Annotated in this window: 27 protein-coding genes; 7 read left to right on the forward strand and 20 right to left on the reverse strand. The window is 39.0% G+C overall.

Annotation, left to right across the window (positions count from 1 at the left end; all coding sequences use genetic code 11):
* Window positions 1–396 precede the first annotated feature (396 nt).
* From J7E81_RS16050 to gpr, 3 genes are all read right to left on the reverse strand, one after another.
* Window positions 397–723, reverse strand: coding sequence for a DUF3679 domain-containing protein (locus J7E81_RS16050; RefSeq protein WP_215043749.1), 327 nt, complete (start codon window positions 721–723; stop codon window positions 397–399).
* 17 nt (window positions 724–740) lie between these two features.
* Window positions 741–1,946 (reverse strand): stage II sporulation protein P, encoded by a 1,206-nt coding sequence (gene spoIIP / locus J7E81_RS16055; protein WP_215043751.1) that lies wholly within the window; start codon window positions 1,944–1,946, stop codon window positions 741–743.
* 123 nt (window positions 1,947–2,069) lie between these two features.
* Window positions 2,070–3,188: a GPR endopeptidase gene (gpr, locus tag J7E81_RS16060; protein WP_215043753.1), complete on the reverse strand. Its 1,119-nt coding sequence runs from the start codon at window positions 3,186–3,188 to the stop codon at window positions 2,070–2,072.
* A 212-nt stretch (window positions 3,189–3,400) separates the two neighbouring features.
* Here gpr and rpsT point away from each other — a divergent pair, with 212 nt between their 5' ends.
* Window positions 3,401–3,661 carry a 30S ribosomal protein S20 gene (gene rpsT, locus J7E81_RS16065; RefSeq protein WP_215043755.1) on the forward strand — a complete coding sequence of 87 codons (261 nt, stop codon included), beginning with the start codon at window positions 3,401–3,403 and terminating at the stop codon, window positions 3,659–3,661.
* A 129-nt stretch (window positions 3,662–3,790) separates the two neighbouring features.
* Here rpsT and holA read toward each other — a convergent pair whose 3' ends face one another.
* Window positions 3,791–4,807, reverse strand: coding sequence for a DNA polymerase III subunit delta (gene holA, locus J7E81_RS16070; protein ID WP_215043757.1), 1,017 nt, complete (start codon window positions 4,805–4,807; stop codon window positions 3,791–3,793).
* Window positions 4,808–5,112: 305 nt separating this feature from the next.
* On the opposite strand from holA, the gene J7E81_RS16075 reads away from it, so the two are divergent.
* A complete protein-coding gene (locus J7E81_RS16075; RefSeq protein ID WP_215043760.1) occupies window positions 5,113–5,247 on the forward strand; it encodes a YqzM family protein in 135 nt (44 codons plus the stop codon).
* Between the two features lie 105 nt (window positions 5,248–5,352).
* On the opposite strand, the gene J7E81_RS16080 is transcribed toward J7E81_RS16075, so the two are convergent.
* The 3 genes from J7E81_RS16080 to J7E81_RS16090 form a co-directional block, all read right to left on the reverse strand.
* The gene (locus tag J7E81_RS16080) at window positions 5,353–7,680 is read right to left on the reverse strand and encodes a DNA internalization-related competence protein ComEC/Rec2 (protein ID WP_215043762.1); all 2,328 of its coding nucleotides are present in this window, start codon (window positions 7,678–7,680) and stop codon (window positions 5,353–5,355) included.
* 94 nt (window positions 7,681–7,774) lie between these two features.
* On the reverse strand, window positions 7,775–8,227 hold the full coding sequence (locus J7E81_RS16085; protein WP_215043764.1) for a ComE operon protein 2: 453 nt from the start codon (window positions 8,225–8,227) through the stop codon (window positions 7,775–7,777).
* 68 nt (window positions 8,228–8,295) lie between these two features.
* Complete coding sequence (locus J7E81_RS16090) at window positions 8,296–8,946, reverse strand: helix-hairpin-helix domain-containing protein (RefSeq protein WP_215043766.1); 651 nt, start codon at window positions 8,944–8,946, stop codon at window positions 8,296–8,298.
* Window positions 8,947–9,030: 84 nt separating this feature from the next.
* Here J7E81_RS16090 and comER point away from each other — a divergent pair, with 84 nt between their 5' ends.
* Entirely contained in the window at window positions 9,031–9,855 is an 825-nt protein-coding gene (gene comER, locus J7E81_RS16095; protein WP_215043768.1) for a late competence protein ComER, read from the forward strand.
* A gap of 73 nt (window positions 9,856–9,928) precedes the next feature.
* Here the strand turns inward: comER and J7E81_RS16100 are convergent, their stop codons facing one another.
* From J7E81_RS16100 to J7E81_RS16135, 8 genes are read right to left on the reverse strand one after another with little or no spacing between them, the layout of a single operon-like run.
* Window positions 9,929–10,675, reverse strand: coding sequence for a class I SAM-dependent DNA methyltransferase (locus tag J7E81_RS16100; RefSeq protein ID WP_215043770.1), 747 nt, complete (start codon window positions 10,673–10,675; stop codon window positions 9,929–9,931).
* Window positions 10,672–11,028 (reverse strand): ribosome silencing factor, encoded by a 357-nt coding sequence (rsfS, locus tag J7E81_RS16105; RefSeq protein WP_215043772.1) that lies wholly within the window; start codon window positions 11,026–11,028, stop codon window positions 10,672–10,674. Before rsfS ends, J7E81_RS16100 begins: the two co-directional genes overlap by 4 nt.
* Window positions 11,021–11,599 (reverse strand): bis(5'-nucleosyl)-tetraphosphatase (symmetrical) YqeK, encoded by a 579-nt coding sequence (gene yqeK / locus J7E81_RS16110; protein WP_215043774.1) that lies wholly within the window; start codon window positions 11,597–11,599, stop codon window positions 11,021–11,023. The genes rsfS and yqeK overlap by 8 nt, the downstream gene beginning before the upstream one ends.
* A complete protein-coding gene (locus J7E81_RS16115) occupies window positions 11,568–12,158 on the reverse strand; it encodes a nicotinate-nucleotide adenylyltransferase (RefSeq protein WP_215043776.1) in 591 nt (196 codons plus the stop codon). The genes yqeK and J7E81_RS16115 overlap by 32 nt, the downstream gene beginning before the upstream one ends.
* Window positions 12,159–12,195: 37 nt before the next feature.
* Entirely contained in the window at window positions 12,196–12,486 is a 291-nt protein-coding gene (gene yhbY / locus J7E81_RS16120) for a ribosome assembly RNA-binding protein YhbY (protein WP_215043778.1), read from the reverse strand.
* Entirely contained in the window at window positions 12,486–13,319 is an 834-nt protein-coding gene (gene aroE, locus J7E81_RS16125; RefSeq protein ID WP_215043779.1) for a shikimate dehydrogenase, read from the reverse strand. Before aroE ends, yhbY begins: the two co-directional genes overlap by 1 nt.
* A gap of 30 nt (window positions 13,320–13,349) precedes the next feature.
* Window positions 13,350–14,456 carry a ribosome biogenesis GTPase YqeH gene (yqeH, locus tag J7E81_RS16130; protein ID WP_215043781.1) on the reverse strand — a complete coding sequence of 369 codons (1,107 nt, stop codon included), beginning with the start codon at window positions 14,454–14,456 and terminating at the stop codon, window positions 13,350–13,352.
* A 3-nt stretch (window positions 14,457–14,459) separates the two neighbouring features.
* Complete coding sequence (locus tag J7E81_RS16135) at window positions 14,460–14,975, reverse strand: YqeG family HAD IIIA-type phosphatase (RefSeq protein WP_215043783.1); 516 nt, start codon at window positions 14,973–14,975, stop codon at window positions 14,460–14,462.
* 496 nt (window positions 14,976–15,471) lie between these two features.
* Here J7E81_RS16135 and J7E81_RS16140 point away from each other — a divergent pair, with 496 nt between their 5' ends.
* Entirely contained in the window at window positions 15,472–15,612 is a 141-nt protein-coding gene (locus J7E81_RS16140; protein WP_215043785.1) for a sporulation histidine kinase inhibitor Sda, read from the forward strand.
* A gap of 90 nt (window positions 15,613–15,702) precedes the next feature.
* Here J7E81_RS16140 and J7E81_RS16145 read toward each other — a convergent pair whose 3' ends face one another.
* Window positions 15,703–16,485, reverse strand: a complete 783-nt coding sequence (locus tag J7E81_RS16145; RefSeq protein ID WP_215043787.1) for a phosphatidylserine decarboxylase — start codon at window positions 16,483–16,485, stop codon at window positions 15,703–15,705.
* A 132-nt stretch (window positions 16,486–16,617) separates the two neighbouring features.
* Here J7E81_RS16145 and pssA point away from each other — a divergent pair, with 132 nt between their 5' ends.
* Window positions 16,618–17,157: a CDP-diacylglycerol--serine O-phosphatidyltransferase gene (pssA, locus tag J7E81_RS16150; RefSeq protein WP_215043789.1), complete on the forward strand. Its 540-nt coding sequence runs from the start codon at window positions 16,618–16,620 to the stop codon at window positions 17,155–17,157.
* Window positions 17,158–17,316: 159 nt separating this feature from the next.
* On the forward strand, window positions 17,317–18,030 hold the full coding sequence (gene sigK / locus J7E81_RS16155; protein WP_215043791.1) for an RNA polymerase sporulation sigma factor SigK: 714 nt from the start codon (window positions 17,317–17,319) through the stop codon (window positions 18,028–18,030).
* A 74-nt stretch (window positions 18,031–18,104) separates the two neighbouring features.
* Here sigK and J7E81_RS16160 read toward each other — a convergent pair whose 3' ends face one another.
* Together J7E81_RS16160 and J7E81_RS16165 are read right to left on the reverse strand one after the other, a co-directional pair.
* Window positions 18,105–19,061 (reverse strand): F510_1955 family glycosylhydrolase, encoded by a 957-nt coding sequence (locus J7E81_RS16160; RefSeq protein WP_215043793.1) that lies wholly within the window; start codon window positions 19,059–19,061, stop codon window positions 18,105–18,107.
* A gap of 48 nt (window positions 19,062–19,109) precedes the next feature.
* Entirely contained in the window at window positions 19,110–19,790 is a 681-nt protein-coding gene (locus tag J7E81_RS16165) for a response regulator transcription factor (protein ID WP_215043795.1), read from the reverse strand.
* Between the two features lie 218 nt (window positions 19,791–20,008).
* Between J7E81_RS16165 and J7E81_RS16170 the strand changes: the two genes are divergently transcribed.
* A complete protein-coding gene (locus tag J7E81_RS16170; RefSeq protein WP_215043798.1) occupies window positions 20,009–21,808 on the forward strand; it encodes a M3 family oligoendopeptidase in 1,800 nt (599 codons plus the stop codon).
* A 468-nt stretch (window positions 21,809–22,276) separates the two neighbouring features.
* On the opposite strand, the gene J7E81_RS16175 is transcribed toward J7E81_RS16170, so the two are convergent.
* Window positions 22,277–22,417 (reverse strand): YrzI family small protein, encoded by a 141-nt coding sequence (locus tag J7E81_RS16175; protein WP_215043800.1) that lies wholly within the window; start codon window positions 22,415–22,417, stop codon window positions 22,277–22,279.
* A 27-nt stretch (window positions 22,418–22,444) separates the two neighbouring features.
* Window positions 22,445–22,585 carry a YrzI family small protein gene (locus tag J7E81_RS16180; protein ID WP_215043802.1) on the reverse strand — a complete coding sequence of 47 codons (141 nt, stop codon included), beginning with the start codon at window positions 22,583–22,585 and terminating at the stop codon, window positions 22,445–22,447.
* Window positions 22,586–22,745 lie beyond the last annotated feature (160 nt).

Genomic DNA, 22,745 nt, shown 5'->3' on the forward strand with positions numbered 1-22,745 from the left:
TCCTACTATACTCGCACATGTACACTATTTTTGATTATATCAGTAGGGCTGTTAAGATTCAATACAGAATCCCTCTCCCACGGATTAGCAATGATTGGAGCAAAATCAGAAGGGTGATGGCAGTGCATTTTCAATTGAATAAAAAAGTATAATCCTCTTAACCATGAGAACTATACCTTTTTAAATAAAATATGTAAAAGAACTCTGTTGATTGGAACGGAAGGCGGCGTAGACTCCTGCGGGAGTAAGGGACAGGGGAGACCCCGCAGGCGCTTAAGCGCCGAGGAGGCTCCGCGGCACGCCCGCGGAAAGCGAAGCCGCCTGGAGTGGAAATCAACAGCCAAGTTAGATTTAGGGGACTTTTTCAATGAACATTAAAAGATCTGACGTCTTTACCTAATCCGCAATGAAGTGAACTAATTTTTCTGAAGCACCTGTAATCCCATCTGACATTTTTCTGCCCATTGAAGAAAAGAGATTAAAGGCGCTTATTTCCTCCAATTTTTTCTTCTTCGCTGCAATATCGTGGCTGGAAATATCCTTCCCAAGGAACGATGCCCTCACATTATGGTCCTTTTCATGAATGCTGACAGCTGTTTCTAGATTGGGATCGCCATACCCTTTCATTTTTTGAATCCCATTATTCGCTAACTGCATCCCTGTTAGAACAGCAATGAACAGTAGAGCAGCTAGACAGAAGCTTTTAACCATAAACATCTTCATAAAAATGCTCCTAACCTCTATTGTTTAGTAGACGGTTGCTGCGTATCCTGATTTACTTTTTCTGCCTGCCAATAGAAATCACTAAACACATCGGCAAGCGCATCAGCGGAGCGGTTTAATTCTTCAAATGTATTATCAACACCGCCAAATTCCATTAAGATTGCATTTTCCGAAAGGTTCTGATTATATATACTATTCGATCCGGCAGCATTTTTGATAATGACTCCCCTGCTTAAACCTTTATATTTTTTCTCCAGTCGATCATGAAGTTCTTTTGCTAGTTTTGCATTTTTTTCGTAGTTTGGATTTTTTCCGCCGATAATAAACGCAACCTTTGCATAGGACTTTCCATTAATTGAAACCGTTGTTTTATCCCTGCGTTGTGAATCACGGTGAATATCAATAAAATAATGCAAATCATGATTAGATGTCATCGCGGTCTGAACCACGGTTCGCGATTGATCATAGGACTTCCAGAATTTCCAGCCTTTTTTATTTAATGCCGCTTGAATATCAGTCTTATCGATAAAACTGCCAATTCCTCTGTCAGCCAAGCTGGTCTTTAATTGATCACCAATCTTTGTCACATTTATTTGCGAGTGATAAGCTAAATCCGGGTTAGTTACTCCTTTAAGGTAGGGAAGATAGGATTCGCGATTATGAGAGAAGTACACATACACAACCATCCTTCCTCCAGTAGTCTGCCCTGGTGCAGGTGAGGAATTTTCATCCGAAAGCTTGTCCAATCCTTCTAAATTTTGTAAGGCTGCTTCTCGTTCCTCTTTCATAGTTTCAATCGGCGGCGCTGACTCAACCGGCATATTTGTATAGTTTGTTCCTTCCCCAGCCACAAGGATCTTTCCATCAAATTGATAAAAGCCCGGAAGTTCTCTGCCAAGAAGGCTGCGCGGATCATTTAGATTAATATTGCTTGATAGGGTAAATATCAAATTGGTAAGCTTCGGTGTAGTCACCCAGCTATTCCCTGTCTTTAAAAAATGATGATTTTCCCAGCCCATAAATTGGTATAGTAATTCACCATTCACATTCGTAGCAGCTTCATTTACAGATGTTGACATAAGTCTATATTGCGGTTTTAATGACGTTAAAAGACCGCTGATAGAGAAAATTAATATAATAAATAGGGAAAGTACGGCAAAAGCTTTCAGGATGCTTGTCCCTTGGACGATTAAAAAGGCACTTGACGTTTTTGTGTTTTTCATAGTTCCACCTCGCTTAAACGATTCTAGTAAATACTATGTCATTACTAGAAATGGTAGAACTATCTTTTTATTTAATAGTCGAAGTAAAGAGGGCTATTGAAGGAACAGCCCCCTTTAGTTTGTTTATCTTGTATTAAAACCAGCATTCTCTTGATCGATAGCAGTATGTAACGCGGAGTTTAATCCATTGGCAATAAGGTTCGCCATATCCTCGATGAACACATCTACTTCTTTTGGTGTTACCATCAAATTATGACCAATTGGTGAGAGAACTTCGTAGATTAATTTTCTTTTTTCTTCATCCGGGAGTGTGCCGATCATACCTAAAAAGGTTTTACGATGTTTTTCCTCGGGCAAATCCTCATCGGTTAATTTTCTTTTCTCGCCAAAAGTCATACCTGCGGGTGCAAGAGCTCTTGAAGGACGATTTCCTTCCCTCAGCTCTTTCCCAAAATGTTTTAGAATAAAATCTATCGTATCACTTGTTATTGAAACAGCGTCAACGACGGTTGGAACTCCTATGGCGATAACCGGAATTCCCAAGGTCTCCTTACTTAATTCCTTTCTTTTGTTTCCGACCCCTGAACCAGGATGGATACCGGTATCAGAGAGTTGGATGGTTGAATTGACTCTTTCTATCGAACGTGATGCTAAGGCATCGATGGCGATGACGAAGTCCGGTTTCGTTTTTTCAACCACCCCAAAAATGATGTCGCTTGTTTCAATCCCAGTCAGGCCCATTACACCTGGTGATAAGGCACTAACAGATCGGTAACCTTCTTCAACATTCTCAGGCTGAAGCTGAAATAAATGCCGGGTGACTAAGAGATTCTCACACACCATTGGACCAAGGGCATCGGGAGTTACATTCCAATTCCCCAACCCTACCACGAGGCAGGAATCCGTTTTTTTTATTCCGGATCCTGCTAAGAAATGGGCAAATTCCCGGGCAAAGATTTCTTGCACCTTCTGTTGAACCTCGGAATTCTGCTGTCTAATCCCCTGTACCTCTAACGTTAAGTATCGGCCTGCTTTTTTGCCTAGCTGTTCTTCTCCTTGTTTTGTTACCTCAACTAGAGAAATTTTTATATCGTCAACATCTTTTTCTTTAATAATGACCCCTTCGATTTTCGAAAGGTTTTCTTCTTCTCCGACAGATCTTCCCGCAAGCACCATTTCTCTTGCTTCAATTGCTAAATCCGTTCGAATCGAATACTTGCTTAAATCAATAGACTCATTCATGAATTCCACCCCTAATAGAAAATCCTAAATAGAAACTATTTCCTATTTTTGCCCTTAAGCCCGTAAAACATGCATTTTAAATTCGGTTACCTTTGAATTGTGTATTGCAATCTGGCCTTCTGTTTGATAAAATACTTCTTGTTCTGAATTATTATGGATGAATGTAAAGTCGAGTTCATATAAGTCTCGATTCTTTGTAGGAGGTGAATGGAATGCCTAACATTAAATCTGCAATTAAACGTGTGAAAACAACTGAAGCTCGTAATGCTCAAAATACAACTGCTAAATCTGCAATGCGTACGGCTGTTAAAAAAGTAGAAGCTGCTGTTACTCTTAACGATGCTGCTGCTACAAAAGAAGCATTAGTTGCTGCTGCTAGCAAATTAGACAAGGCTGCTGCTAAAGGTCTTATCCACAAAAACGCTGCTGCTCGAAAAAAATCACGTCTAATGAAAAAGTCTAACGCTCTTTAATTAAAAGCGTAAAAAAACGATTCCTATTCGGAATCGTTTTTTTATTGCTCCAGCGCCTAGCCTTTGACCTTGCTTTCGCCGGTCAGTCGCCCTATATCGTGGCTGACCAAGGCGCTGCAGCTTTTCTTTTTACCTTTTTAAACGGAACAAAAGCATTTCAATCAGTAATGACTTATTCATTCCGCCGGTTTTCATCTGATAATCTGCCTCTGCTAACATCTCCATTAGGTTAGCTAATTCTTCATCCCTAAAACTTCCTGCCTGACCGAGGGCTAGCTTTACCCGAAACGGATGGATTTTTAAATAGGCGGCAATTTGCTGCTGCCCGTAGCCTCTTCTTGAAAGTTCCTTTACCTGATAGATGAGACGAAATTGACCAGACAAAAGCGCTAATATCTTAATAGGCTCTTCATTTTGTTTTAACAAGTCATAATAAATCCGCAACGCCTCATCTAATTTTCTTTGAACTACTCTCTCAATAAGGGAAAAAATATTTTGCTCAAGGGTCCTAGCAACCAATTTTTCTACCAGCCCGCTATCAATACGTTTTTGCTCAGCAGCGAATAAGGACAATTTGTCCACCTCGCTGGCAAGCATAAACATATTAGTACCTGCTAAGGAGAGTAATAGGTCAATCGCATTTTCTTCAAATTCCATCCCATTACTTATCGCTCGATCTCTTACCCATTTTTTCAATTCATGTTCAGATAACTTTTTAGCCTCAACTAATTCAGCACTCCGTTTAATCTCTTTGGTTATTTTTTTTCTTTCATCCAATTTTTCATACGGAGCCGAAATGACCATCACTGTATATGGAGCAGGCTCTTTCAGGTATGCTTCCAATTTTGCCAGATTGTGTTCTACCTTAGCCTTCGTTTTTTCTGCAGTTAAGAAAACAGGATTATGTAAAAAAACAACCTTTTTCTCTCCCAAAAAAGGAAAGGTCTCAGCGTCCTCTAAAGCGAAATCGACTGAAGTCTCTTCTAAATCATAAGCTGAAAAATTAAAGTCCTTTTCTTCTTCGTCTAGAATATGGTTCAGAAGTAATTGTTTTGTTTCATTGATTAAAAATGCTTCTGTTCCATATAATAAATAAATAGGAGCTATATCCTTTTTTTTAATTTTTTTCCATATCTCTAATACCATTTTGTCCAGCGCTCCCCTAAATTTTCACTCCTATCTTATCGTAAAGAAGCTTGGACCTTTTGACAAGTACTTAAAGGGAATTAGCACGTTTATCCAACAATACCAATTCCCGAATCTATTTGAACGCCAGCAATATTGGCCCTAGGTACTTCTATTGACTGGCGGGGTTCCTCTACTTATAGTGTAGCCCTTCCTGAGTCGAACTATTTTGACAACTCTTGTCAGTACAGGAAAGAAGCAAATAGCAGGCTGGATTTTTTCAGGCGAATAGCTTATACTATACTTGAAAATAGGAGGGGTATAGCGTGAATCATTTTGAAAAAGACGTGCAAAGTAAACGTAATGATGCGATTGATTCTGGGGTAGGTTTTGGAGTTTCTTTCGGCTTTTTTGCTATAATCTTTATTATTGCAACAGTCATTAAGCTAATTGGTTCCTAATGAATGCTACATAATTTAGTAAAGAGGGCTGCAGCGCTGCAGTCTTTTTTTATGAAAATTGCGCTTCCGCCAGAGCCTTGGGCTTTCTTCTTGAATTACTATACCTTATGGCAGATAGGTTGAAAAGGTTCCTTTTCCACGATAAAAAAGATAAGTAATGGCCCCTTGCTGGTCAGTACGGTATATTTTTGCTTTTACGGCTGCCAAACGATCTAGTACCTCCTGATGAGGATGTCCAAAACGGTTATGTTCACCAACTGAAATAAGAGCCGCCTTTGGCTTAATTTGATTGATAAACACCTCAGCACTTGACGTTTTACTTCCATGGTGGCCCGCTTTCAACACATCAATCGTTAAATGCGGATACTTTCTTATGATTGCCTCTTCCCCCTCTTGGTCAAGATCCCCGCCAAAAAACCAGCTAAGACCTCCAATCTCGGCAACGATGGCGATCGACCCTCTATTTCGCTCACCTGTGAAGTTCTTTTTCGGAGACAAAATATAAAAATTATTATCCCCTTGTTGCCAAGTATCACCGGATGAAACTTTTATAACGGGTATCCCTTGGCTCGCTGCTTCTTTTGTGATAAGTTGTTCCATTTCAGAAGGCTCAGTAACCGATGGCATTAAAATCTGCTTGACCTTAAGCTCTGAAAGAATGGATTTAGCACCGCCAATATGATCCATATCCCCATGGGTCAGGATTAATTTATCAATCTTTGTAATACCTTTTGCTTTCAAAAAAGGAACAACCACATCCCGGCCAACTTCAAATGGTTTGGCCTGCTCTTTCCACCTTTCCTCTACAAAATTCATTGAACCGCCTGTATCGATCAGATAGTCGCCCCGTCCATGTGGAAAATGAATGAAAATACTATCACCCTGTCCTACATCAATCATTGTCACTTCGCCAGAAGGATTCAACCAATTCCAGCACGGCTGAATGGTAAGAAGCATGACTATAATTACAAATACATGCACCCTCTTTCTAGGATAAGCCCCTCTTTCCCATACATAAAAGGATGAAACGATTAGGATGATGTAAAGAATAGTGATCAAGTTAGGAGGTCTTCCCGGAGTAAAATTGGTGAAAGGCACATTCCCTAAAACCTGAATAAGCTTATTGGATAACTCAATCGTCTTTTGTACGAGGAAGATCAGTATCCCTGGGGTTGTTCCAGTCAGTAATTGAATCATAAATAGGACATAAACGGCAGGAAGATAAACGAATGAAAATAGGGGGATATACAACAAATTAGCCGCAATCCCTATAAAGGAAAGTTGAAAATAGTGGTAAAGCAATAGCGGCATCGCGGAAAGTTGGGCTGTCACAGAGGTAGCAATCATCTTCGCCCCATTCCCTTGATGCCGTTTGAGAATTTTGGGGGCAGCAAGAATGATCGCAAAACTGACTAAAAAGGAAAGCTGGAAGCCATTATCAAAAATGATCATTGGTGAACCAAAAATATAGAGGAGAAAGGCCAAACTTAGAGCATCGATAGTTAAAAGCCTAAGATGATGCTTCCATTTTTCAGCGATTAAAATCAGTGCAATCATTAGTGCTGAGCGTATTACAGAGGGGGAACTGCCTGTTAAGAGGACATAAACGGGTAGGAGGCCCAAAAGAAAATTGGTCATAAACTGTCTAGTCAGTCCGCATCTAAGTCCAATATAAAAAATCATCCCAATGAACAAGGAAACATGGAGACCGGAAATGGCCAATAAGTGAACAATTCCCGTCCGTTGGTAGTCACTTAATAATTCAGGGTCAAGGATTTTGGTATCACCGAATATTAAGGCTGCAGACAACCCTGCAATTTCTGATGGAAAGTTCTTTTCTAGGTAGTTAATCCCTGTAAAGCGAAGCTGTTTTACATATGCGGACGGAGAGGATTTAATGGGTTTGCAATGATGAAGAGGGCTTTGTTGAAGATTAAGAATCCAAAAAATTCCTTTTGTGGCCAAATAGCGCTGATAGTTAAATCCATTCGGATTTTTAGCCACAGCCGGTTTCTTTAATGTGCCTGTAATTTGGCAAATGCAGCCATATGGGCTGTGACTTTGCAAAAGCCGTTTTTCTTCCTCCGAGTTTATTTGGTAACGAAGGAGAACTTTTTCATTATAGAGTTGTTCCTTTCCTTGTACTTTTAATAGATGGCCATCAATGATTGGGTCCTTGATATATTCTATATAAAAGTTAGTCTTCGCTGGCGGAAGCTTTGAATGATTATGGGCATAGACCCACTCTCCTTTAAGATAAAAGATAAAACCTATCAGGATGATCAGGACAATTGGGGCTTGTTTGAACTTTTTAAGTTTAGCCAAAGTAAGGAGAAATAGACAAGTTACGATAAGAAATGGAAAAAATGAAACAAGTGAACATAAAACACCTAAGAAGGCACCTAGAGCAATATAAATATATTTTCCGCTCATTTTTTTCTCCGTTATTTGGAATTTTGTGATACTGGGGAATCGTTATCGATTTATGGGGTGACGCCGGTCATTTTCCGGCGTCTTATAAAGGAGATTATTTACCAAGTTGAATCATTGGTTCTTTCAATTCAACCTTTTCGGTTTTCACCTTGGCTTGTTCAAACAATTCAATCGCGTAGGGATGATTTTTATAATCCTCTGCATAATAGACGGTTTTAATCCCTGCTTGAATAATTGCCTTACAGCATTGAAGACAAGGAAAATGGGTTACGTAAAGTTCGGCATCAGAGGTCGGAACACCGAATTTGGCACACTGCAACAGTGCGTTCATTTCCGCATGAACCGTCCGCACACAATGATGATCAATCACATAACACCCTTTGTCAATACAATGATCTCCGCCGGCAATAGAACCATTGTAGCCGCCGGCAATAATTCGTTTATCTCTGACAATCGTTGCACCTACGGTTAATCTTGTACAAGTGCTTCTTAGTGCGAGCAGATGGCTTTGTGCCATAAAATATTGGTCCCAAGAAATTCGCTCCATGTTTCCCACTCCCTGCATAACTTTTCTTTTAAGTTTACTGGTACAGCCCTTTTAGGTCAATGGAAGTTTCATTTTACTACAATCAAATCCTTTAGCTTTTCAAACGTCTTATCCCCAATTCCAGTTATATTTTTTAAGTCGTCAATCGTTTTAAATGGGCCGCTTGTATTTCGGTAATCGATAATGGCTGCTGCCTTAGCTGGACCGATTCCAGGGAGATTCTGCAGCTCTTGTTCATCCGCTTTATTAATATTAATTTTCCCTTGTTTTTGACCTGTCCCGCTCAATCCAGATCCGCCGCTTCCAGTCGCTGTAGGTAAGGTACTTTCCTCTTCTCCCTTTCCTGGTATGTAGATGACCATTTCATCCTCCACATGCGCAGCAAAGTTAACTTGTGTTTGGTCGGCCTGGTTCGTTAATCCACCCGCTCTTCCAATTACATCAATGACCCTTTCTCCAGTGTTAGCTTGATAAACCCCTGGATGAGTCACTTGTCCCTTTACATCTACCATGATATTTTCAGGCTGATTTGCAGCTGGTGTGTCTTTCTTTTCAGCAGGTGTCTCGACAGCTTGTGTTCGGACCTCATCTTCCTGGCTGAGAGAAGTCAATGGGGCCGACTCCTCAGGACCTTGTATATAAAAATAATAAAAACCACCAACAACAAGCAATAAGACAACTGCAAAATGAATCTTGTGTTCCAGTAACCAATCTTTCATGATAATCCATCCTTCCTAAAGGTATATTTCACATTTCATTTTCATAATCTTATAAAAGAATACTGATGCGAAGGAGGGTCGATTATGAATATAGGCATTATCGGTACCGGTAATATGGGAAGAGTCATAGTGGAGGCTTTGATTGACGGAAAGGCCGCTTCCCCTTCTTCCTTAATGATAACGAACCGAACCAAATCCAAAGCCATGCTGCTTAAAGATAAATATAAGGACATATTAATTGGCGCGAATCCAGAAGAAGTTGCTGCACAATCTGATTTAATCTTTATTTGTATAAAGCCATTAGACATACGGAATATGCTTGATCAAATCAATCCCCATTTATCTCCTGATAAGTGTCTTGTTTCGATAACTAGTCCTGTCAGTACTAGCCAGATTGAAAATAGGGTATCCTGTTCAACTGTCCGAGTCATTCCTAGTATTACAAATCGGGCATTAGCGGGGGTTTCACTCGTTACGTATGGGGAAAATTGCAGCGACCATTGGAAAATGAAACTAGAAAAACTCATTTCGAAGATTTCTGTTCCGGTTTGTATTGATGAACGAATAACGAGGGTAGCCTCTGATATTGTTAGCTGTGGACCTGCTTTCTTTAGCTATTTGCTTCAGAATTTCATTAAAGCTGCGGTTAAGGAGACTGACATTGATACAGAAACAGCGACTGTTTTTGCAAGTGAGATGATTGTAGGACTTGGAGAATTAATTAAACAAGGGCATTATACCCTGCCATCCTTACAAGAAAAGGTTTGTGTAAAGGGCGGGATCACAGGGGAAGGAATTAAGGTGTTAGATAGTGAGCTTGGATCAGTATTTGAACATGTCTTCCAAGCTACCCATGCTAAATTTAAAGAGGATTTAGAAAAGGTAGAAATTCAATTCTCTAAACAATAATTCGCTAATCGTTTACAAATTCCTCTAATAAATCATAAAAAAAGCCATCTTTTTTGTAAAAAGATGGCTTTTTTTATTTTTTCTTGGCAACAAAGAAAATTCGTTCCGATTCCTTTGTGGGTTCGAACTGTTGAAAATCAGCACTAATCTCAAGTAATTGAAATCCGGCAGTATTTAACCAGTCAGAATATTGGCCGATCGGATACGTACGCTGATAATGAAGTTCGTCTATGCGATCATATTTCCCGGTCCGTTTGTCTAAAACAAAAAAACTTAATTCATGTTCCACGCTATTAGGATCTTCCCCGGGGAAACTATTCCAAATATAAGAAATATTATCCTCATTTAAGGCGAAGGTTTGATTAATGAACACGTCTGTCATTTTATAGATCGAATGTACATCAAAAATAAACAATCCATGATCCTGTAAATGTTGATGTACATTCAAGAAAGTTGATAGTACCTCTTCTTCTGTTTGTAAATAATTTAATGAATCACAAAAGATACCTATGACATCAAATTGCCCTTGTCCTTCCAAATTTGCCATGTCCTGTTGAAAAAACGGGATTTTAACACCCTCTGCCTCGGCTTTTCCCTGGGCCACTGATAGCATATCTTCTGATAAGTCAATCCCTGTAACATCAAGACCTTGTTTGGCAAACCGAACAGAAAGTTCTCCTGTCCCGCAGGCTAGATCCAACAGGCGGGTTGCTTCCACCTCATATTTGGCAAGCCTGTTTTTAACAAATGATACCCATTGATCATATGGGGCATCTTTCATAAGTTCATCGTACAGGTAGGCAAATTGCTCATAGCTCATGAATTTAACTCACTGAGGATATCAACATGCGGCGCATCGCCCCACAACCGTTCTAAATTGTAATAGCTTCGTTCATCACGGTGGAATACATGGGCAACAACATCTCCTAAATCAATTAGCACCCATCTTGCTTCGTCAAACCCTTCGATTCTTTTTACATCATAACCGGTCTCTTGGGCCTTTTCCTTCATTTCTCGTGCAATAGCCTGTACCTGTTTGTCGGAATTACCATGACAAATAATAAAATAATCGGCAATTAACGAGATTCCTTTCATATTTAAAGCTAATATATCTTCAGCCCGTTTATCGTCGGCTGCTTTTACCGCAATCTTAAGAAGTTCTTGATTATCCATTCATCAGTCCTCCAGTTTTTGAAATTAAATCATTATAGGTATAAAATGTTTCCGGATAAATCGTTTGGTTCTTTTTCATTAAGAAAAGAATGGTATTTTGAATGGCTTTTACGAGTGCCTTTTCTAAATTTTCTTTAGCTATTTCTCTTACTTCCTCTACACCCGGGAAATGTCTCCCCGGCTCAATATAATCCGCTAAATAAATGACTTTTTCCAGTAACGTCATATTAGGTCTTCCAGAAGTATGGTAGCGGATCGCATCCAATACCTCATTATCACTGACCCCTGCTTCTTTTCCAACCAGGTAAGCACCCACTGGAGCATGCCACAATTCAGTATTATATAAAAGTAAATCCTGCGGCAGTCCTTGTGACATAATAATTTCTTTCATTTCATCCTTTGGGCGAAACTTGGCATAATCATGAAAAATAGCCGCTATTTCCGCTTTCTTCACATCTGCTCCATATTTCTCTGCCAAGCTAATAGCAGTTTCCATTACCCCTAGCGTATGCTGGTATCGATGTTCCGTTAATTGGACTTTAACTATGTCTAAAGCTTTTTGACGTTCCATATAAATGTTTCTCCTCAATATAATCAATAACCGAATCTGGCAGCAAATAACGAACCGATTTACCTTTTTTTACTCTATCCCTGATCATACTTGAGGACACATCAATGGCTGGTACATCCACATATAGAACAGGGTAGTCCGTTTGGCGGCTGTATGAAGGTCTCTCAACCCCAACAAATTGGACAAGGTTAATAAGTATATCAATATCATGCCATTTCGGCAAATATTCAATCATATCGGCACCAATTATAAAGAAAAATTGATGGTCAGAATACTCAGCGTTAAGTAATTTCATTGTATCAACGGTATAAGAGGGCCCGTTACGATCGAGCTCGATAGGTTGAATGCTGAAGGCCGAATTTCCTGCAATAGCAAACTCGAGCATCCTGAGACGGTCCTCATCTTTAACCGACTCCGGTTTTTTCTTGTGCGGCGGTTCATGGTTTGGCATAAACCAAATTTTATCAAGCTCAAGTGCCGAAAGAACTTCATTGGCAATCAAAAGATGTCCATAATGGGGCGGATCAAACGTGCCGCCCAATATTCCAACTTTCTTCATGCGATCGCCATCCTTTTCCTTGTTTAAGGTCCTTTTTTTATGGAAGAGTGATTGTTTTCTTTTCTGTAGACTCTTTATACAAGACAATCGTATTTCCGATAATTTGGACGATTTCTGCGCCTGTGCCGTTTGCCAGTTGCTCGGCTACTTCCGTTTTGTCTTCCTCACAATTTTGCAGGATACTTATTTTAAAAAGTTCTCTTGCTTCCAAGGCCTCTGCTATTTGCTTAATCATATTCTCATTTACTCCGCCTTTACCTACTTGAAAAATCGGATCTAAATGATGTGCCTTTGACCGTAAAAATCTTTTTTGTTTACCTGTTAACATTATTTTCCTCCTAGTTGTCCCAACACATTTTCTTTCATTCGTTGTATATCTGGAAATATCCCTGTCCATTTTTCAAAAGCAAGTGCGCCCTGATAGACAAACATATCAATACCGTTCTGTACGGTTGCCCCTCTTTCACTCGCTTCATGTATAAACCTTGTTTCAAGAGGGTTATAGATAATGTCACAAACAACAGTCTGATTACCTAAATTTTTGAGACTTAAGGGCTGTTCCGTTATTTTCGGAGACATCCCAATCATCGTTGTTTGGATAAATAGATCATATTCACCTACAAGTTTGCCTGCTTCTTCTATGGTAAACGCCCTTGAGGAATTTGGATAAGGACATTCCGCAATGAGACCGGCGGCCTTTTCAACCGTGCGATTAGCGATGTCGATTTGAATAGGGTTTTCTTTGGCTAAGGTAAAGTAAATAGCTCTTGCAGCGCCACCTGCTCCAATCACTAATATTCTTCTTCCTTTGACTTCAGAAACAATACCATTGAGCCCTTTCAAAAAACCTACCCCATCCGTGTTGTAACCAATCAATTTTCCATTTTGGTTAACTACGGTATTTACAGCTCCAATACTAGCGGCTAATTCATCCACTTCATCCAAAAACGGGATAATGTTACTTTTGTGGGGAATGGTGACATTAAAGCCAACGGCTCCTAATGCTCTTAATCCGTTAACTGCATCATGTAAGTCTTCATCCTTTACTTGAAAAGGAAGATAGATGGCATCCATGTTATAAAGCGAAAACAAATCATTGTGCATTGCCGGCGACATGGTATGTCCAATCGGGTTCCCCAAAACTCCAAATAGCTTTTTCACCTGTTTCTCCACCCTGTTTACATATTCTCTTTAGATTAATGACCTTCGCATCAAGGTTTGGACGCCTTTTGGCACATAGGCAGCCACTTTTGCCCCCGGTTCATTAATTGTAATCCATCCCAGTCCTGAAAAAACAATATCTGTTTTTGCCTCTTTGACGGTAAATTCCTGTCTAACCAACTCCGGAAATGATTCTAATTCATCCGGTCCTGGTGGTGTCAGCAATTCGCCTACATGTTTTTCATAAAGACTGTCCGCATTTTCAATTTTTGTCCGGTGAATATTTATTTCGTTTGAAACGTAACAAACAAGTGATCTTCGGCCACCCGAAATATAGTCAAAACGAGCCAAACCTCCGAAAAACAATGTTTGTCCTTCATTTAATTGAAATACCTTTGGCTTTATTTCCTTCTTAGGCGTAATAATTTTTAAATCTTTTTTATTTATAAAATGTGCCATTTGATGGTGATTGATGATTCCCGGCGAATCAATTAACGATTTTTCATCATCGAGCGGGATTTTAATAATATCTAATGTGGTACCCGGAAAATGAGAGGTTGTTATTACGTCTTCTTCCCCTGTTACTTCTTTAATAATCCGATTAATAAAAGTTGATTTTCCAACATTCGTACATCCGACCACATAGACATCTTTACCATTTCGTAAAACATCAATGGCCGCGGCCGTATCCCTAATATTTAATCCTTTTGCGGCACTGACTAAAAATACTTCTTCCGGTCTAAGCCCTAATTCTCTTGATTCATGCTTCATCCACTGAACTAACTTGGCATGCTTGACAGACTTTGGTAATAAATCGACCTTATTTCCAACAAGTATTACCTTATTGTTACCTACGAACCGGTGTAATCCTGGAAGCCAGCTGCCGTTAAAATCAAAGATATCGACAATCATGACAATAAGGGCATCAGTCCGGCCAATTTCATTTAAAATTTTTAAAAAGTCATCATCGGTTAAATTAACATCCTGGACTTCGTTATAGTGTTTTAACCGAAAACATCTTTGGCATATAATCGTTTCCTTCTCTAAAGCAGAAGAAGGGGCATAACCCATTTCATTTGGGTTTTCAGTTTGGACTTTTATTCCACAGCCCATACAGATATATTGTTGATCACTCACTAATTAATCCTCCCATTGAAGCATCCCTTTTTTACGGAACCAATTTAAGATTCTTCGTTCCGCAAATCGATTGAATTTCGTCCAAAATCCATCGGATGAGGCGACAGGAACAACCAAGATCGTATGAAATCCGCTGCGGTTTCCACCCAGTACATCCGTTAATAATTGGTCTCCTATAACAACTGCCTCTTCCTTTTTAATTCCCATTTGTTGAACAGCCCGGTGAAACGCCGGCCCCATTGGTTTCCGTGCTCTATAAATAAACGGTATTTTTAGCGGGTCTGAAAAAAACTTGACCCTTTCTTCATTGTTATTAGAAACAATGGTTACCAGGATATGATGTTTTTTCACTTCATCAAACCATTTAATTAATTGAGGAGTGGCACTAGGACGGTCCCATTCCACCAAGGTATTATCTAAGTCCGTAATAATCCCTTTAATCCCTCTTGCTTTTAATTCTTCAGGTGAAATATCGAGAATGCTTTTCACATGTTCATTCGGTAAAAATTGTTTCAACACTAAGCGTACACCTCATTAGCTCTAAATAAAATGCTGGATGCAGAACCACCATTTTCTTTTCTTGTACCATCATAACCAATTTCCCCCCTTGTTTCAAAAGAAAAAGTGAAACAGGACAAATTTAATCAACAAAAATACTTTATATCTTATTATCCTTCATATATCGAAAATACATGAGATTCAAATACAATTACTTTTTGATTAATTTAAAGGATCTGCTGATTAAAGGTATTTTAATAAATATTTTTCGACAAATTCCAACATTCCCACCTTCTGTGGATAACCTTATTAACAATATACCCATTGAATAATTTACATTTTATTACTTTATAAACAAATTAACCACAAGTTATCCACTTGAAACTGTGGATAACGAGAACGATTGTTCTAAAGGAATTAATTTGGTAGATTTAGGTTACAGCATTTGAACTTACCAATTTATGTTTTGTTCTTATAAAATAGAACCATTTATTCTAAATCGGAGGGGGATTCTGATATGCGGAACCTGTCAGATGAATTATTAATTGAATCATATTTTAAAGCAAGAGAGCTAAACTTAAGTCCAGAATTTATCGGTCTCATTGAATCTGAGATGCACCGACGCTCTTTATATAATAAAATTAAAAAGTCTTCTTAATTGTGATAACGCCCCTTTTGAGGGCTTTTCTTTTTTTACAGCGTAAATAACTACAAACTAACAACGGCGCCACTAAAGCGCCGTTTTGAATTACTTTACTAGCATTCCGAGTCTTTCCCCAACCTTAAGCTCTTGCGGGGTATGAAGGGTTTCATCCATTTGAAAAGTACCTTTTTCAAATAAAAGGACCACTGTCGAACCGAAACTAAAGTAAGCCAGTTCCCCGCCTTTTTCCAGCTCACTGCCTTTATGAGTGGTCTCAATTGAATTTACAAACATTGCTCCAACTTTCACGATGGCAACATGACCACCGTTTGTTTTTACTTCGGTTATGACTCGATAGTTTTTAGATAGGGCTTGTCGTCCGTATTTTAACCCCCATTTATTAACTGGGTATGATTTTGAGCCAAGCTGCCATTGTTTAGTAACAGTCCCATTGACAGGACTATGGATTCGATGATAGTGGCTTGGACTCAAATATAAAATCATATATGTACCTTTCAGATACTTAGCCAGGGTATCCGAATTACCGAGCATCTCACCAATTGAATAGGTTTTACCTTTGACAACGATCTCACTGGTTTCTTTAATGTTCCCTACATCTTCCAAAACGGCATCAACAGGGCTGACTACTGAATCAGCCAGTTGGTCAATTGCCCTGGCCTCTTTTTTTAACGTCCTCACAAATAGGTCATGCAAGGTTGGATAATCAGACAGTCCTTTATCCATTTCCTCTAGATTTAATTGATAGACCCTTGCAAAGGATGGGACAACAAAACGACTGACTGGCGAGCGGGCAAATCTTTTTAAAATCCCCGATGACCACCTTCCATTGGTCAATTCTATTAAGAGCCGATAAAAACCTTGCAACATGATAATACCCCCAAATAGTGTAAAAATACTCTTTACGGAATGACATAAAACCCGTAGAATTAAATATTATAGAATAATCTAGCTTAAAAATATATTCCCTTCTGTTTTTCAAAAAAAGGAGTGGTGTGGAGAATGTTTTTATTGGATGTATTGGATCTCACAATAAAAAAACTGAAATCGCAAACAGCAAATGTTATTACCATAACAAACCTTTCACTGGGCGGATTTGCAATCGTGCTTGGTTTACATGGAAATTTACGTTTAAGCTTATTGCTCATTTTCATTGCCGCTTTGGCCGATCGCTTTGACGGCATGGTCGCCAGAAAATTTAATATTGAATCTGAGTTAGGCAAACAATTAGATTCCATGAGTGATATTATATCATTTGGAGTTGCACCAGCACTATTACTATATCAAGGTATTTTATCTGAATTTGGCGGACCTGGTTCATTTTTCACCGTATTTTACATCGCCTGCGGTGCTTTTCGATTAGCACGATTTAATGTTACAGAAAGTAACGGTTATTTTACTGGTTTACCCATAACGGCGGCTGGCTGCCTGGCAACCTTAAGTTTTCTGGCAATCCCCTACCTCCCTTCACAAACCTTCTTGTTTATTATGATTATTTTATCATTTCTAATGGTAAGTTCCTTTAAACTAAAAAAAGTATAATGGCAAAAATACTTCAGAAAAAAATGACCTATTTAGCGGCAAGCTAGAGGGTCATTTTTATTTTGTAAATAAAATTTACAGGACAGACACAATTTTTTGTTTTTTTCATAGGAATTAATAAGTGGGCTAAAGTCCAATAAAGCACGGGGGTGGACGTAGATGACTGGAATCTTAACAGCTCTCGGATATTTAATGAAGGAATTTTTATTTCTTGTTTCTTATGTAAAAAATAATGCCTTTCCCCAGCCCCTCTCTGCGGCGGAAGAAAGAAAGTATTTACGGTTAATGGCAGAAGGGGATGCGCACGCACGTAATATGTTAATTGAACACAATTTACGACTTGTCGCTCATATTGTAAAAAAGTTCGAAAATACCGGCGAGGATTCAGAAGATTTGATTTCGATTGGAACCATAGGTTTAATTAAGGCAATCGAGAGCTATTCAGAAGGGAAAGGAACAAAGCTTGCAACCTATGCAGCAAGATGTATCGAGAACGAAATTCTCATGCATCTAAGGGCGCTCAAAAAGACCAAAAAGGATGTTTCACTGCATGATCCGATTGGTCAGGATAAAGAGGGCAATGAGATTTCATTAATTGACGTGCTGAAATCCGAATCAGAAGATGTAGTAGATACCATTCAACTTAACATGGAGTTAGAAAAAATCAAAAAATATATCGAAGTACTTGATGACAGGGAAAAGGAAGTAATTATTGGCCGCTTCGGCCTAGATTTACAAAAAGAAAAAACGCAGCGTGAGATTGCTAAAGAGTTAGGGATATCAAGGAGCTATGTCTCGAGGATTGAAAAACGGGCATTGATGAAAATGTTCCATGAGTTTTATCGCGCTGAGAAAGAACGGAAGAAGAGATAACCCAATTTGAAAGCGAATAATATAGGATTGTTCCAAAAGAGCAGGATTTCTCCTCCTGCCCTTTTGGTTTGGATTTATTTATTTTTACCGTCCGACAATAAATTGTTCCACGTTTTCCCGCCATCAGTGGATTCATATAGGTCATTTTTGTATGTTGTAAAAGCAATCTGGTTAGTATTTTTAGGATTCACCGCCAAATAAGTAATGGGATTATCATAATCAAGAAACGGAATGATCAGATTAGCCTGTTCTCCTGTTACGGGTGAAATCGTTTTTAATAGAATTTTCTCATCTTCCACACTGGAAAAAAGAAGTGAATCCCCACTGAAGGTTAATGCTGTTACCATGATCGGCCCTGTGATTAGTTTCATGGTGTTCCCGTTATCGGTTGAAAAATAGATACCAGATCTTGTTGACATGGCCATGGTATTTCCATTAGTCGGATGAACCGCCATCATCCCCATTGAATCAGCAGAAAAATTTTTAAAAGCACTTTTCTTCCATGTCTTCCCGTTATCGGTCGAATAGTTTACACCGAGATTGACAGAACCACTTTGCTCTTCACCAATTACATATAGACCATTTCCTGTGTAACTAGCTGCCGTAAAATGAAAGTTTGCTTTGTCATAAAAAGCCAGCTTCTGAAGGGTTTTCCCCTTATTAACACTTCTTACTAGACCGAGCGGGTCCTTCAAGCCCGAACCTTTTTGCGGATGGCCGCTTGCTATAAATCCCGTTTCAATCGCCTGAAACCCGATGTAGTCATGTTGATTTGTTGTTGTTTTGTACCATCTTTTATCTTTATAAAGTTTTAAACCATTATTTGCGGCTATATATAGGGCGGTGTCGTTGCCAGGATAGCCAATCCCGCGGATATTTTTCAGTTTTATGACCCCTGCATCTGCGATATGAAAGGTCGCTTTACTTCTCGAACTCGTTTCTTTTTTCTCCTGACTCTGATTAGTGCAGCCTGATGTAATTAGCACAACTCCTAAAAGAACAGCAAGAAAAGTTTTACTATTAAGCCTCATTTTATCCCCCTACTAAGAATTCATATTAAACTATGAGATATTTTTTTATTAGAAATCGTTATCCATCCACTTATACCCCACTCCCCATACGGTTGTCAAATAATCCTCCACAGGAAAACCAGCTTTCCGTAATTTATCACGTAAATTACGGACATGGGAATCGATGGTCCGATCCTCAGTCAATGCAGCATAACCCCAAATCGTTGTTAAGAGATGTTCCCGCGTAAATACTTTATTTTTGTTTTTTAATAAAAGAGCCAACAATGAAAATTCCTTTGGCGTAACCGAAATAGGCCGCTGTTTATAGGATACCTGGAAGGAATCTTCGTTTAAGCTTAATTCGTTAAAAAACACCAAACCACCAGACGCCTGTTTCCTTCTTAAAACAGCCTCAATTCGAGCAATCAATTCATCTTCATCAAATGGCTTAGAAATATAATCATCTGCCCCCATGTTTAACCCTTTTATGATATCTAATTTCTCACTGCGCGCTGTTAACATGATGATGGGGATATCCGATTCTTTTCTAATTTCTACACAGGCTTCCCATCCGTTCATTTCTGGCATCATGACATCTAATAAAAGCAGATCTGCTTTATCTTCGTGCAAGTACTGAATGGCCTCCGCTGCGGAGGTTCTTTTTATACATTGATACCCTTTTGGTGTTAAATAAAGAGACAATAGGTCTAGCATTCTTGATTCATCATCCACTAGCAAAATCTTGGTCACTTGATTTCAACTCCAGCTATATAAATGTTGATAAAATTATACTATAAACAAGACCACAAATTTCTAGATTTATTTGTATTTAATGGGACAAACCTTTTGCCTGCCGGAAAAGTAGTTCCCAACTTTACTTGTTTGAGTCATTTTTATAAAAGTGAAAGTTAGAGAATTTTTCGATAAATGATTATAATGTAAAAGGACATAATTGAGGAGGTACAACGATGACAGTCAATACATATTCAGAAGTATGGAATCTTGATGTATTTTTTCCAGGAGGAAGTGATTCCGGAGAATTAGAAACGTTTTTGGTTCAAACAGAGGAAAGTATTAAAGGGTTGGCAGAAAAGGTAAATAATTGGACACCTGTTAATTCAGTCGAGGACAGCCAATACCTGCAGGAGCTCTTACGTAATTTAGAAGAGGCAGCAAAGAAGTTAACTCAAGCAGGAGCGTTTATTGGCTGCTTATTAGCACAAAACACAAAAGATAAGAGGGCGTATTCTCTTGATGCCAAAGTAACGAGTTTGGGGGCTGTATTTCAAACCGCATTAGGTTCGCTGGACTATCAATTAACGACGATTGATGATTCCGTCTGGGAGCAGTTAGTTGCTAAGGAGCCGTTAAAAGAATTTAGCTTCGTATTAACAGAGAGCCGAGAAAAGGCTAAAGAGAAGCTTTCAAAAGAAGAAGAAGCAATAATCAGCACGCTTGAAGTAGACGGCTATCATAGCTGGGGCCAACTATACGATTTAATTGTAAGTAAAATTAAAATCCCTTTTAATGAAAACGGTATGGAACAACAACTTTCCGTTGGCCAAGCCTTTAATAAATTCTCAAACCCCGACCGGGAAGTTCGGGCTGCGATTTTTAGGAAGTGGGAGCAAGCCTGGGGAAATCAAGCAGACATTCTTGCCAAAACGCTTAATCATCTTGCCGGATTCCGGTTAAGTGTTTATCAAAAACGAGGCTGGGAAGATGTTTTAAAAGAGCCGCTCAGCATTAACCGGATGGAAAAGGTCACGTTAGAAACGATGTGGTCAGTGATCTCGGAATCTAAACAAAAGATCGTTGATTATTTGGAGCGCAAGGCTAAACTACTAGGGCTGAAGAAGTTATCCTGGTTTGATTTAGATGCTCCATATGGAAAAACAGAAACGAAGGTACCTTATCAAGAAGGAGCCAAATTTATTGAAGAGAACTTTGCCCTGTTTGGCGAAAAGCTCGCTGCTTTTACGAAAAATGCTTTTAGCGAACGCTGGATTGAAGCGGAGGATCGTCCAGGGAAAGCTCCAGGGGGTTTTTGTACTGATTTTCCTGTGAAAGAACAATCACGGATATTTATGACCTATTCTGGTACGCCATCGAATGTTTCTACACTAGCACATGAACTCGGGCATGCATTTCATTCCTATGCGATGCGGGATGTTCCCTATTTTAATTGCAACTATGCCATGAATGTGGCAGAAACAGCCTCGACCTTTGCTGAAATGATTGTTGCGGATGCGGCTGTAAAAAACGCTAAGGACGAAGAAGAAAAACTGGTTCTTTTAGATGATAAAATCCAGCGGACGGTTGCCCTGCTCATGAATATACATGCACGCTTCTTGTTTGAGGTTAATTTTTATCAAGAGCGTAAACTTGGTACTGTGGCTGCAGATAGAATCAGTGAATTGATGTTGGCTGCACAAAAAGAGGCTTATGGCGATGCGTTGGAGGAATATCACCCACTATTTTGGGCTTCAAAGCTGCACTTTTTTATCACGGATGTACCGTTTTATAACTTTCCCTATACATTTGGCTACCTTTTCTCGCTGGGTATTTATGCTCAGGCACTTGAAGAAGGAAAAGGGTATGAGGAAAAATACATTGCCCTATTAAAAGACACTGCCTCCATGAAGGTAGAGGACTTAGCACGAAAACATTTACAAGTGGATTTAACTCAAAAAGATTTTTGGGAAAAAGCAGTAGGCACATGTCTGGCGGATATTGATGAGTTTATTAAGCTTACAGAAAACAAATAATGAATTGATAAAAAATGAGCATTGGCCGTATATGTGCCAATGCTCATTTTTCTTCCTTATTCTACACTAATCTCTGCGAAATTACGCATCCAATCGCCCCGGTAATAACGAGAGCCATAACAACCATAAACATCATCTTCTCCACCCCTTAGAGATCGGTATATTCTAATTTGAATTTATCATATTTTCATAGTACCAATCTTAAGGAAAATTGAACATTTTGTTAACACTCCTATCGCTATAATCGACTGGCAACAATTATCTTGTGATTAATTCGTGTTTTTGGATGCTTTCAGCAGCTTAAATAGTAAAGATAAAAATAAGGTGTGCAGCGGCATTTTTTCTACCTCCTATTTTTTCTTGACTAGGTGGTATCTTTCATACCCCATAAGCTAGCTCCCCGGCCTTGCATTAGAAAAAACATCATATAAAAAACCACCTTTCTTCGCGTTATCTTTTAGCTACAAACTACATCATGCGATACATTGAGATTTGCCGGTCTTTATTTTGTTCATAAAGCTTTTCAACCATCTCTTGATGGGCAGCTTCTTGTGTGCTGATTTTTCGTTTAGAAATGGTAATCGTTAAAAATAAGATATTTAGAGTCATTTTGTTTCACATCCTTTTTGAGCAAATTTACATTAACCGATACATGGAAATTTGCCGATCTTTGTTTTTTTCATACAGTTTTTCAATCATTTCCTGGTTAGCCGCTTCTTCCGGGCTATAACTTCTTTTTTTGATCGTAATCGAGAAAAATAGAATATTCAGGGTCATGGATAACACCTCCTTAAATGAGTTCTCTGATAACAGCCAAGCCTAAAGACCGATTGCTCTAAGGCCACAGTTTTACCTTATGCCAGACATATCCATATAGCTCGTAAAAAGGGCACAAAAAGGCCGCAGGAAGATATCTCCCTGCGGCCAAGTGAAATTT

This window comes from Bacillus sp. ISL-18, from assembly GCF_018613415.1.
In the GTDB taxonomy this organism is placed as follows: Bacteria; Bacillota; Bacilli; order Bacillales; family Cytobacillaceae; genus Neobacillus.